The organism is Mixta tenebrionis (assembly GCF_006517625.1).
Classification (GTDB): Bacteria; Pseudomonadota; Gammaproteobacteria; order Enterobacterales; family Enterobacteriaceae; genus Mixta; species Mixta tenebrionis.
Genome location: NZ_VHQI01000015.1, coordinates 31,006 through 43,266 on the forward strand (window position 1 = coordinate 31,006; position 12,261 = coordinate 43,266).

The window sequence follows — 12,261 nt, forward strand, 5'->3', positions numbered from 1 at the left end:
TTCTCGCGCCGCGGCCTCGCGCGGCGCTGCTAACCAGGTAAAAAACTATGTCTGCCTATTCACGTCTGATGGATGCGGTCTACTTGCTGTGCATGACGATCGCCGCAGTTGCGCTGATGCTGATGGTTGCGGTGATCCCGGTAGGGATCTTCGCGCGCTACGTGCTTAACGATGCGCTTTCCTGGCCGGAGCCGGTCGCCATCGTCTGCATGATTATTTTTACCTTTATCGGCGCGCCGGTCGGCTTTCGCGCCGGTACGCATATTTGCGTCTCAATGGTGACCGATCGCCTGCCGCCGCGCGGCCAGAAAAGCGCCGCGCTGCTCTGCGATCTGTTGATGCTGGCGGCCTGCCTGGTGATTTTCCAGGCCAGCTATGCGCTGTGCGAAGCGATGTGGTTTCAGCCGCAGGCCTCGCTGCCGATGGTGACCTTTGGTCAGATGTATCTGCCGATTCCCGTCGGCGCGCTGTTAACCATTCTGTTTGTGATTGAGCGCCTGCTGTGCGGCGATCAATCCGGACGCCCGCTGGTCAGCCTCGGCGGCACTCACTGATTCGGAGTTGATGATGGACGCACTGATCTTAGTTGGCAGTATGATAGTTCTGTTGCTGATTGGCTTTCCGGTGGCTTTCGCCGTCGGCCTCAGCGCCTTTATCGGCGCCTGGTGGATCGATCTGCCGCTGGAAGCGGTAGTGATCCAGATAACCAACGGCATTAATAAGTTCTCTTTGCTGACCATACCCTTTTTTATTCTGGCGGGCGCGATTATGGCTGAAGGCGGCATCGCCCGGCGGCTGGTTAACTTCGCCTATATCTTTGTCGGCTTTATCCGCGGCGGCCTGTCGCTGGTAAATATTGTCGCCTCCACCTTTTTCGGCGCCATTTCCGGCTCGTCGGTGGCGGATACCGCCTCGATCGGCTCGGTAATGATCCCGCAAATGGAGGAGAAAGGCTATCCGCGCGATTTCGCCGCCGCCGTTACCGCCAGCGGATCGGTGCAGGCGGTGCTGACGCCGCCCAGCCATAACTCGGTGATCTACTCGCTGGCGACCGGCGGCGTGGTGACCATCTCCTCGCTGTTTGTCGCCGGTATATTCCCCGGCCTGCTGCTGGGACTCTGTCTGATGATTATGTGCCTCGGCTTCGCGCGCAAACGCGGCTACCCGCGCGGCGAGCGCATCCCCTTTCGTCAGGCGCTGAAGATTTTCTTCGATGCGTTCTGGGGCCTGTTTACCGTGGTGATTATTCTCGGCGGCATTCTCTCCGGCATTTTTACCGCCTCGGAGTCGGCGGCCATCGCCTGCCTGTGGGCCTTTTTCGTCACCATGTTCATCTACCGCGAATTTAAGTGGAGCCAGCTGCATATTCTGCTGTTCCGCACCATTAAAACCGTCACCATCGTGATGGTGCTGATCGCTTTCGCTTCCGGCTTCGGCGCGGTGATGACTTTTATGCAGCTGCCGCAGCTGATTACCGAATTCTTTACCAGCGTGTCGGATAATAAATATGTCATTTTGATGTGCATTAATATTCTGCTGCTGGCGATCGGCACGCTGATGGATATGGCGCCGATTATCCTGATTCTGACGCCGGTGCTGCTGCCGGTAACCAACGCGCTCGGCGTCGATCCGGTCCATTTCGGCATGATTATGATGATCAACCTCGGCATCGGTCTGATCACGCCGCCGGTGGGTTCGGTGCTGTTTGTCGCCAGCGCGGTGGGTAAGCAGAAGATCGAACAGGTGGTAAAGGCGATGCTGCCGTTCTACTGTCTGCTGTTCGTGGTGCTGATGATGATTACCTATATTCCGGCCATCTCACTCTGGCTGCCGCGTATGATGGGCGTGATGTAATCCGACAGAAGGCGGAAGCGCAACCGCTTTCCGCCCTCTTCCTGCCGATGCAGCCACTGTCTGATAGTGACAAATCACGCTCAACCCCGGCGGGCTAAACGTGGTAAGTTAGAGGCTCACTATGGCTCAGGCAGGAACGCTGGCAGCATGTCGAAAAAAAATATTGCAACCACCCTCGTCGGCGCGGGAAGAAAAAAACGTTATACGCAGGGTTCCGTTAACAGCGTGATTCAACGCGCCTCTTCACTGGTGTTTGATACCGTCGCCGATAAAAAGCGCGCTACCGCCGGGCGGGCGCAGGGCGAGCTGTTTTATGGGCGTCGCGGCACCCTGACTCACTTTTCATTGCAGGAAGCGATGTGCGAGCTGGAAGGCGGCGCAGGCTGCGCGCTCTATCCCTGCGGCGCGGCGGCGGTGGCCAACGCCATGCTGGCATTTGTCGAGGCGGGCGATGAGGTGCTGATGGCCGGCTCGGTCTATGAGCCGACGCAGGATTTCTGTAATAAGATCCTCAGCAAACTTAACGTGACCACGCGCTATTTCGATCACTGCATCGGCGCGGAGATCGCCGAGCTGGTGCAGCCCAATACCAAAGTGGTGTTTCTTGAATCGCCCGCCTCCATCACCATGGAGGTGCAGGACGTGCCGGCGATCGTGCAGGCGGTGCGCAGCAAGGCGCCGGAAGCGATTATCATGCTGGATAATACCTGGGCGGCGGGCGTACTGTTCCGCCCGCTGGATCACGGCGTGGATATTTCCATTCAGGCAGGCACCAAATATCTGGTCGGCCATTCGGATGCGATGATCGGCACCGCCGTCAGCAATGCGCGCTGCTGGGATCGCCTGCGCGAGAACTCCTATCTGATGGGGCAGATGGTGGATGCCGATACCGCCTATGTCACCAGCCGCGGCCTGCGCACGCTGGCGGTGCGCCTGCGCCAGCATGAGGAGAGCGCGCTGGCGGTCGCTCACTGGCTGGCGCAGCGTGCGGAAGTGGCGCGCGTAAATCATCCGGCGCTGGCGCAGTGTCCCGGACATCAGGCGTGGCGACGCGATTTCAGCGGCAGCAGCGGACTGTTTTCCTTTGTGCTGGAACAAAAACTAAACGACGAAAAACTGGCACACTTCCTCGACGGCTTCCACCATTTCAGCATGGCCTACTCCTGGGGCGGCTTCGAGTCGCTAATCCTGGCGAATCAGCCGGAGGAGCTGGCGGCGATCCGTCCGGTGAACGGCGTTGATTTTAGCGGCACGCTGGTTCGCCTGCATATTGGTCTGGAACATATCGACGATCTGATTGCCGATTTAGCCGCCGGCTTTGCGCGTATCGCGCAGGCATAGGCGGCGCAAAGCACGCTAACCTTAAACAGAAGCTTAACGGCGCGCCTCCCCGCTCCCTTTGCTGCGGAGAAGGGCGGCCGTTTGCGGTTACACTTAGAATGATTACCACAGTCAACGAGGAAGCAGATGGGTGTGATACATGAGATTGTCCAGGCGCTCTGGCATCAGGATTTTGCCGCGCTGGCCAATCCAGACGTGGTTTGGATCGTTTACGGCATTATGTTTACGACGCTGTTTCTGGAAAACGGTCTGCTCCCCGCTTCTTTCCTGCCCGGCGACAGCCTGCTGCTGCTGGCGGGCGCGATGATCGCCAAGGGCGTGATGGATTTTATTCCCACCATGGTGATCCTGACCACCGCCGCCAGCCTCGGCTGCTGGCTGAGCTATCTACAGGGGCGCTGGCTTGGCAACACTAAACTGGTGAAAAGCTGGCTGATGCATCTGCCGGCGCAATACCACCAGCGCGCCTGGCATCTGTTTAACCGCCACGGTCTGATGGCGCTGCTGGTAGGGCGTTTCCTGGCTTTCGTCCGCACGCTGCTGCCTACCATGGCGGGCATTTCCGGCCTGCAAAACGGGCGTTTTCAGCTGTTTAACTGGCTGAGCGGCCTGCTGTGGGTAACGATTGTGGTTGCTTTCGGCTACGGTATCAGCCAGGTACCCTTTATTAAGCGTCACGAAGATCAGGTAATGGCGATTCTGATTATTCTGCCGGTTGCCCTGCTGTTCCTCGGCCTGGCGGGCAGTATCGCGCTGATCTGGAAAAAGCGCCGTCAGCGCCAGCGTGCCTGAATCCGCTGCGGCGGCGGGATGGTTATCCCGCCAGCCGCATACGCATTATCTCCTCCCCCGGCGTTACGCCAAAATAGCGTTTGAACTCGCGCGAGAACTGCGAGGCGCTTTCATAACCTACCCGCATCGCCGCCGCGCTGGCCTTTAGCCCTTCCTGCAGCATCATGGTGCGCGCCTGGTGCAGGCGATAGCTTTTCAGATATTGCAGCGGCGAGGTGCTGGTAACCGCCTTGAAGCTATGGTGGAACGCCGAGACGCTCATATTAACCTCCGCCGCCAGCTGCTCCACGCTCAGGCTATCGGTGTAGCTGGTTTCAATACGGCGCAGCGCGCGCGCGATCTGGCTGAACCGGGTATGGCGGCTGACCAGCGACAGCAGCGCGCCGCCGCACGGGCCGGTGAGGACGTAATAGAGGATTTCCCGCACGATCTGCGGGCCAAGCACGCGCGCATCGCGGTTATGCTGCATAACGTCGAGCAGCCGTTCGGTGGCGCAGAGCAGCGCTTCCGAAAGGAACGCGGAGTGGATGCCCTGGTTGAGCGGTTTCGGCTGGAAGCTGTCATCGTTGTTAAGCTCGATCAGCAGATCCTGCAATTTCAACATATCCACATGCAGCATCATCCCCGCCAGCGGAGTTTCCGGCGTGGCGAAGGTTTCACACTCGAACGGCAGCGGAACGGTGAGCATCAGATATTTGCTGGCGTCATAGTTGAAGGTAGTAGCGCCGATATGGCCCACTTTTTTGCCCTGAAACAGTACGACGATACCGGGACGATACATGACCGGAGTGCGCCCGCAGGGGTGGTCGGCGTAGAGCAGCTGGACTTCCGGCAGCTCCGGCAGCGCGGCGCGCCCTGCCTTACGCAGCCGTATGACTTTTTGCGCCAGGGTGGCGCAGATCGCTTCACGCTCCATTGTGTTTACTCGCTGAGAAATTTTTACGGCAGTGTGCCCGTTGTGGATGCAATTCTCCAGCCGTTAGCAGAATCAGGCAAGATTCCCGCAGAAACGAGCATTGAGGCGCCGGCAGCCGTTGACCACAATGGGTTGCGCCTCAGGCGCGCGAGGATATCTCGACTAGACTTAAGCGTTATCCGGTCTAATTACCCCATTAAGGAGACGTTATGGCAGACCAACCGATTATTAAGTTGCGCGACGGCAATATGATGCCACAGCTGGGACTGGGCGTGTGGCAGGCCAGCATTGAGGAGGCGCGCAATGCGGCGCTGAAGGCGCTGGAAGTTGGCTACCGCTCTATTGATACCGCCGCTATTTATAAGAATGAGGAAGGTATCGGTCAGGCTTTGCAGCAGACCGACGTGCCGCGCGAGGATATTTTCGTGACCACCAAGCTGTGGAATGAGGATCAGCTGAACTGGCAGCAGGCGATGGAGAGCAGTTTGCAAAAGTTGCAGCTGGATTCGGTGGATCTTTATTTAATGCACTGGCCCTGCCCCGGCAACGACAATTATGTCGCGGCCTGGAAGGGGATGATTGAGCTGCAGCAGCAGGGTCTGACGAAGAGTATTGGGGTATGTAATTTTCAGGAGAAGCATCTGAAGCGGCTGATTGATGAAACGGGCGTGACGCCGGTAGTTAATCAGGTAGAGCTGCATCCGATGCTACAGCAGCGCGAACTGCATGCCTGGAATGCGATGCATCAGATTCAGACCGAGTCCTGGAGCCCACTGGCGCAGGGCGGCAAGGGCGTGTTCGATCAGGATGTGATTAAGCAGCTGGCGAAGAAGTATGGTAAGACGCCTGCGCAGGTGGTGATTCGCTGGCATCTGGATAGCGGTCTGGTAGTGATTCCGAAGTCGGTGACGCCGTCGCGCATTGAGGAGAATTTCCACGTGTTTGATTTCCGTCTGGAGAAGAGGGAGATTAGCGAGATCGCGAAGCTTGATAGCGGTAACCGTCTGGGGCCGCACCCGGATGAGCTGAACTAAGTTACGGGGCGCTGCTGCCAGTATTGTGCCCGCACGGAGAGAGCGGGCCAGGTAAAAATGTACGCGGCGCTAGCCGCCCTGCGCTGGCAGCACCTGTAGCTGTCCGGCGCTGCCGCGATCCGCCATTTCCAGCGTCTGGCTGTGGTAGACGAACGGGAAATGCTCAGAAGAAGATTGCGTGAAAGCCACCAGCAACTCTACTTCGCCATCGATCCAGACGGTATCTTTCCAGCCGCGATCTTCGCCAAACGGCTGCGCGCCGTTAACGCTTTTTATCAGGAAGGCGACGCCCTGAATGTGAAACGCCTGCGGCGTATCGGCATGCACGATCCAGCGCTCATAAGTGCCCTGCTGCGCCTGGATATCGATACGAGAGAGATCCCACAGCGCGCCATTGATACCCGGCTGCGCGTCGCCCAGACGCAGCTCGCGCGTGCGTATCGGCGCGCCGTCGATGATTTGGTCAGCCAGCAGGCGCATCGGCAGGTTATCGGTCACCAGAGGCAGCAGGCCGGTTGGACGCAGCGTCAGGATCAGCGTTGAGGTTAAAATAGTGGAAGGTTCAAACAGGCCGCGCAGGCGATCCATGATCCCCGCCGCCACGCCTGCGGTAATCGAGACTTCTTCGCCCTGCGACATATCCAGCAGCACTTCGCGACGCTCGCCGGGCGCCAGCGAGAGCTGCTGCACGGCAACCGGCGCCGGCAGGAAACCCTGATCGCTGGCGATAACGTGGAACGGGCGATTGTCGCTAAGAACCATTTCATAGCGCCGACAGTTAGAGGCGTTGAGCAGCCGCAGGCGCACCCAGCCGCGCGACACTTCAATAAAGGGATTTTGCACGCCGTTAACCAGCAGCGTATCGCCCACCAGCCCGCCGTTTTCCGGCGGGTTGTAGATCGGCGTACCGAAGTTATCGAGGCGCTTATCCTGAATAATCAACGGAAAATCATCGACGCCGTAATGTTTGGGAATCGGCAGCGACTGGCTGAGCTCATCTTCAATCAGCCACATGCCCGCCAGGCCGTTATAGACGTGCTGCGCCATATGGCCAGGCGTAGTAGCGTGATACCAGCAGGTGGCGGCGCGTTGGCGGATCGGCAGTACCGGCGCCCAGTCAACGCCGGGCGACATCAGTCGCGGAGCGCCGCCGCTCAGCGCGCCGGGCACCAGCAGGCCGCCGACGCTCATCGCTACCGGTTCGTTAAGGCGGTTATTGTAGATAAGTTTGGCATCGTCGCCGCTCCAGACGCGCACCGTTGGCCCCAGATAGAGCCCGTTAACGCCCCACACCGACGCCTTATTGCCGCTGCCGGAAAAGCTCCAGTGGCTGCGCTGGATAGTCAGAAACAGCGGCTGGCCGCGACGCGATTCCAGCAACGGCGGTATCGGTAACGGCGTTTCACTGCCAGCCGCCGCACGGGCGCTACAGGGCAACGCGCCCGCGCACAGGGCGATGCCCGATGCCTGTATAAATTGACGTCGACTGAAAGACATAACGACTCCATAGCGGTGCGCGGCAAGAGGCTGACGCAGTCCGTTTTTATTGTTGTTCAGGGATTGCTGTGGGCCGCGACCGCGGCCCGAATGAATTATAATTTACCGCTGGCTTCCCGTTCAGCTACTTCGGCATCCAGTTCAATAAGTTTAGCCTGCATCAGCTCGCGGCAGTACGTCGCCAGCTTGCGCACCGATTCTTTTTCAAAATCAGCCACATCAATTGGCGGCAGCATTTCGACAATCACCAATCCGTTTTTCCAGCGGTTGAGCTTGATTTTATCGTGCGTATTCGAGACGACGATCGGAATAATCGGCACGCCCGCCGCTACCGCCGCGTGAAACGCGCCGGTTTTAAACGGCAGCAGCCCGCGCCCGCGGCTGCGCGTTCCTTCCGGGAACATCCAGAAAGAGATACGCTTTTTATTAAACTCTTCTACCACCCTGGCGATAGTGCTGTGCGCCTTGGCGCGATTATCGCGATCGATCAGCAGGTTGCCCGTCAGCCAGTAAAGCTGGCCGAAAAAAGGGATCCACAGCAGGCTTTTTTTCCCCACGGTAACCGTGGTCGGCTGAACAATATTCGCGGCGGTAATCATATCGAAATTGTTCTGATGGTTAGCAATGTAGATGGCATTGCCGTAGTTTGCCGCATCCTGCGGCTTACGCACCTCAACCTTCACGCCAAACACCGGCGCCAGCGCGCCGAACATGCGGCCGAAAGTGGCGACATGGCGCGGATTACGCGGCGAAAACAGACACCTGATACAGCCAAATACACACACCAGAATGGAATAAATAACAACTATCAGGGTACGTAAAATTACCAGCATAACGACCTCATTGTGGCTTCCGCCTAAGTATACCGGCTGGTTAAAAACCTGCCGATACCGCCCCGGCGCCCGCCTGAGCGGCACGCCGGTATCCTTGCCCGTACTCAGGCCTCGCTGTCGTCAGAAACGGCGCGTGCCGGCGCGTCAATCTCAACGCGATCGATGCGCTGCAGCCCGCGCGGCAACAGCGTACCGCGACGCCCGCGTTCGGCGCGGAACTTCTGCAGCTCTTCCGAGCGCAGCGTAAGCTTGCGCTTGCCGACATGGAGCGTGACCGCGCTGCCCGGCGGCAGCAGGTAGAGCCAGGCGAGACGATCTTCACCGCTGGCGGCCTGCGCCGACGGAATAGAGATGATTTTGTTGCCTTTGCCTTTCGACAGCTGCGGCAGATCGCCTACCGGGAACATCAGCATACGTCCCGCAGCGGTAATCGCCAGCAGCATATCGTCATCGCTGTGAATCGCCAGCGGCGTCATCACTTTAGCGTTTTCCGGCAGCGTCAGCAGCGCTTTACCGGCGCGGTTGCGCGATATCAGATCGGCAAAGGTGCAGACAAAGCCGTAGCCGGCGTCGGAAGCCATCAGCAGACGCTGGTTTTCCGCCTCCATCAGTACCTGCTCAATTACCGCGCCCGGCGGCGGCGTCAGCTTGCCGGTAAGCGGTTCGCCCTGGCTACGCGCCGACGGCAGCGTAGTGGGATCGAGCGTATAGCTGCGTCCGGTAGAGTCGATAAAGGCCACCGGCTGGTTGCTTTTGCCGCGCGCGGCGGCCAGATAGCTGTCGCCTGCTTTGTAGCTTAGCCCGCCAGGATCGATATCGTGGCCTTTGGCGCTGCGCACCCAGCCCATCTGCGACAGGACGATGGTAACCGGCTCGGACGGCACCAGCTCGTTTTCGCTGATCGCCTTCGCCTCTTCCCGCTCGTTCAGCGGTGAACGACGCGCGTCGCCGTAGGCTTCGCTGTCCGCCAGCAGCTCTTTTTTCAGCAGCGTATTCATGCGGCGCTCGGAGGCCAGCGTCGCCTGCAGGCCGTCGCGCTCTTTTTCCAGCTCGCTCTGCTCGCCGCGAATCTTCATCTCTTCCAGCTTCGCCAGATGACGCAGCTTTAACTCCAGAATCGCTTCCGCCTGGGTTTCGCTGATGCCGAAACGCGACATCAGCGCGGGCTTCGGCTGATCTTCGCTACGGATGATCTCAATCACTTCATCAATATTAAGGAAGGCGACCAGCAGGCCCTCAAGGATATGCAGGCGCTTCAGCACCTTATCCAGGCGGTGCTGCAGGCGGCGGCGCACCGTATCGCGCCGGAACACCAGCCACTCGCTCAGGATCTCCAGCAGGTTTTTCACCGCCGGACGGTTATCCAGCCCGATCATATTCAGGTTGATGCGGTAGCTTTTTTCCAGATCGGTGGTGGCGAACAGATGGTTCATCACCTGATCGAGATCAACGCGGTTTGAACGCGGCACCAGCACCAGACGCGTCGGGTTCTCGTGATCCGATTCATCGCGCAGATCTTCAACCATCGGCAGCTTTTTATTGCGCATCTGGGCAGCGATCTGCTCCAGCACGCGCGCGCCGGAAACCTGATGCGGCAGCGCGGTGATCACCACGTCGCCATCCTCTTTTTTCCATACCGCGCGCTGACGCACCGATCCGCGCCCGTTTTGATAGATTTTACGGATCTCGTCGCGCGGCGTGATAATTTCCGCTTCGGTGGGAAAATCCGGTCCCTGCACGATCTCCAGCAGCTCATCGAGGCTGGTTTTCGGATTGTCGATCAGCGCGATGGTCGCCTGCGCCACTTCCCGCAGGTTGTGCGGCGGGATATCGGTCGCCATGCCGACGGCGATACCGGTGGTGCCGTTCAGCAGGATGTTCGGCAGGCGCGCCGGCAGCATTTTCGGCTCGCTCATGGTGCCGTCAAAATTGGGCACGAAATCGACCGTTCCCTGCCCCAGCTCGCCCAGCAGCACCTCAGCGTAACGCGACAGACGCGATTCGGTATAGCGCATCGCAGCGAAGGATTTCGGATCGTCCGGCGCGCCCCAGTTGCCCTGCCCATCGACCAGCGGATAGCGATAGGAGAACGGCTGCGCCATCAGCACCATCGCTTCATAGCAGGCGCTGTCGCCGTGCGGATGATATTTACCCAGCACGTCGCCCACGGTACGCGCCGATTTTTTGAATTTTGCGCTGGCGTTCAGCCCCAGCTCCGACATCGCATAGACAATACGACGCTGTACCGGCTTCAGGCCGTCGCCAATATAGGGAAGCGCCCTGTCCATGATGACGTACATGGAGTAGTTCAGGTACGCATTCTCGGTAAACTTATGCAGAGCAAGACGCTCTGCACCATCCTGCGTCAAGTCACTCATTAATTATTCCTCACGTTGCGGCGGGCGGCAGCGCGCCGCATGACGATCTGTTTGGCGAGGATAGTACCTTATCTGGTGCGGCGATGTCACAGATTAGTCATCGGCTGAAGCGGCAGTTTCTCTTGTCCGCTTTATCCATTTTTACTTCATATTGAACGGTGATTATTGCTCTGACAGCAAAAGTGTTATGATCAAACGTACATTTTTCTGCGCCGGCTGCACGCGTACACTGCCCGCAGCCTTTTTTAACGGAGCAACGCATTATGAGCAAGATTCTGATTCTCGACGCAGGCAAAAAATTCGCCCACTCGAACGGCGAGCTGAACCACACTATGGCCAACGTGGCCGAAACCTTTCTACGCGATTTGGGCCATGAGGTACAGGTAACGCGCGTTGATGACGGCTATGATATTCAGCAGGAAGTGCAGAAGTATCTCGATAGCGACGTGGTGATCTATCAGATGCCGGGCTGGTGGATGGGCGAGCCGTGGATCCTGAAAAAATATATCGACGAAGTTTTTACTGAAGGTCACGGCTCGCTGTACGCCAGCGACGGACGTACCCGCTCCGACGCCAGTAAGAAGTATGGTTCCGGCGGCCTGCTGCAGGGGAAAAAATATATGCTGTCGCTGACCTGGAACGCGCCGCTGGAGGCTTTTACCGATCCGCAGCAGTTCTTTGAAGGCGTCGGCGTGGACGGGCTTTATCTGCATTTCCATAAGGCCAACCAGTTCCTCGGTATGGAGGGTCTGCCCACCTTTATCTGTAACGACGTGATTAAACAGCCGGATATCCCGCGCGATATCGAGCGCTACCGTGAGCACCTGGGCAAAATCTTTGCTTAACTTAAAGCTCTGAACAGATCCGGGGCTAATTATGCTGACAGTTGTAGCGGAGATTTGCGTTAAGCCGGGCCGCCGCGAGGCGGTGCTGGCGGCAATACGGGAGCTGACGCCAACCGTTCTTCAGGAGGAGGGCTGCAGTAAATATCAGGTACTGGTAGATCATCAGGCGCAGGTGCCGTGGAAACAGAATCTGCCCGATTCCATTTTTATGCTGGAGTATTGGGAAAGCCTGCGCCACCTGGAAAAACATCAACAGCAGCCGCATATGGATGCGCATCGCGAGCGTATTAAAGATGAGGTGGTGGATGTGAAGATTCTGGTGATGGAAGATCCCTGTGACGCGGCGCCTGACGCCCCGGCGCTGTAGCCAGGCGATGCTGCTGCCACGGCGGGCCGTATCACCCGCGGCCTGTCGCTTTTTCTCTTCGCCGCCGCGACAGGAGTGGCTAACCGCCAGGCCGACGCTGCGTGCTGCCGCGTAACCGTTAGCCTGCGCTGCGCCGGTATCGGCCTGAAGGTGCGACTCCCTGCCCGCTTGCTATATCGCAGACTGTAGCTCCTGCCTGTTTGCTTATATCGTAGACTATAGATCCTGCCTGCTCGCTTATATTGCAGGCTGTAGCTTCTGCCTGCTTAGTTAGTATCGCAGGCCGCGTTTTTCTGTGCGTCGTTGCTATGACAGCGGCCGGTCCGGCGACGCTGCAGCCCCGGCCCGGCCGTTTCCCGTCAGATAATAAACCATGCTGTAGCCTGTTCCTTTCACCTTGCCTG

11 protein-coding genes are annotated in these 12,261 nt (G+C 58.5%); 7 read left to right on the top strand and 4 right to left on the bottom strand.

Features of this window, described 5'->3' with window-relative positions:
• Nucleotides 1–47 precede the first annotated feature (47 nt).
• From FKM52_RS18900 to FKM52_RS18915, 4 genes are all read left to right on the top strand, one after another.
• Entirely contained in the window at nucleotides 48–554 is a 507-nt protein-coding gene (locus FKM52_RS18900; protein WP_141177710.1) for a TRAP transporter small permease, read from the top strand.
• Between the two features lie 13 nt (nucleotides 555–567).
• Nucleotides 568–1,854: a TRAP transporter large permease gene (locus tag FKM52_RS18905; RefSeq protein ID WP_141177711.1), complete on the top strand. Its 1,287-nt coding sequence runs from the start codon at nucleotides 568–570 to the stop codon at nucleotides 1,852–1,854.
• Between the two features lie 147 nt (nucleotides 1,855–2,001).
• Nucleotides 2,002–3,195 (top strand): cystathionine beta-lyase, encoded by a 1,194-nt coding sequence (metC, locus tag FKM52_RS18910; RefSeq protein WP_141177712.1) that lies wholly within the window; start codon nucleotides 2,002–2,004, stop codon nucleotides 3,193–3,195.
• Nucleotides 3,196–3,321: 126 nt separating this feature from the next.
• Nucleotides 3,322–3,987 (top strand): DedA family protein, encoded by a 666-nt coding sequence (locus FKM52_RS18915; protein ID WP_141177713.1) that lies wholly within the window; start codon nucleotides 3,322–3,324, stop codon nucleotides 3,985–3,987.
• Between the two features lie 22 nt (nucleotides 3,988–4,009).
• On the opposite strand, the gene FKM52_RS18920 is transcribed toward FKM52_RS18915, so the two are convergent.
• The gene (locus FKM52_RS18920) at nucleotides 4,010–4,903 is read right to left on the bottom strand and encodes an AraC family transcriptional regulator (protein ID WP_141177714.1); all 894 of its coding nucleotides are present in this window, start codon (nucleotides 4,901–4,903) and stop codon (nucleotides 4,010–4,012) included.
• A 209-nt stretch (nucleotides 4,904–5,112) separates the two neighbouring features.
• On the opposite strand from FKM52_RS18920, the gene dkgA reads away from it, so the two are divergent.
• Nucleotides 5,113–5,937 carry a 2,5-didehydrogluconate reductase DkgA gene (dkgA, locus tag FKM52_RS18925; protein ID WP_141177715.1) on the top strand — a complete coding sequence of 275 codons (825 nt, stop codon included), beginning with the start codon at nucleotides 5,113–5,115 and terminating at the stop codon, nucleotides 5,935–5,937.
• Between the two features lie 69 nt (nucleotides 5,938–6,006).
• Here dkgA and ftsP read toward each other — a convergent pair whose 3' ends face one another.
• From ftsP to parC, 3 genes are all read right to left on the bottom strand, one after another.
• Entirely contained in the window at nucleotides 6,007–7,434 is a 1,428-nt protein-coding gene (ftsP, locus tag FKM52_RS18930) for a cell division protein FtsP (protein WP_141177716.1), read from the bottom strand.
• 95 nt (nucleotides 7,435–7,529) lie between these two features.
• The gene (locus FKM52_RS18935) at nucleotides 7,530–8,267 is read right to left on the bottom strand and encodes a 1-acylglycerol-3-phosphate O-acyltransferase (RefSeq protein WP_141177717.1); all 738 of its coding nucleotides are present in this window, start codon (nucleotides 8,265–8,267) and stop codon (nucleotides 7,530–7,532) included.
• A gap of 104 nt (nucleotides 8,268–8,371) precedes the next feature.
• On the bottom strand, nucleotides 8,372–10,645 hold the full coding sequence (gene parC / locus FKM52_RS18940) for a DNA topoisomerase IV subunit A (protein ID WP_141177718.1): 2,274 nt from the start codon (nucleotides 10,643–10,645) through the stop codon (nucleotides 8,372–8,374).
• Between the two features lie 263 nt (nucleotides 10,646–10,908).
• Here parC and FKM52_RS18945 point away from each other — a divergent pair, with 263 nt between their 5' ends.
• Together FKM52_RS18945 and FKM52_RS18950 are read left to right on the top strand one after the other, a co-directional pair.
• Nucleotides 10,909–11,490 carry an NAD(P)H-dependent oxidoreductase gene (locus FKM52_RS18945; protein ID WP_141177719.1) on the top strand — a complete coding sequence of 194 codons (582 nt, stop codon included), beginning with the start codon at nucleotides 10,909–10,911 and terminating at the stop codon, nucleotides 11,488–11,490.
• A gap of 31 nt (nucleotides 11,491–11,521) precedes the next feature.
• Nucleotides 11,522–11,857 (top strand): putative quinol monooxygenase, encoded by a 336-nt coding sequence (locus tag FKM52_RS18950; protein WP_141177720.1) that lies wholly within the window; start codon nucleotides 11,522–11,524, stop codon nucleotides 11,855–11,857.
• Nucleotides 11,858–12,261 lie beyond the last annotated feature (404 nt).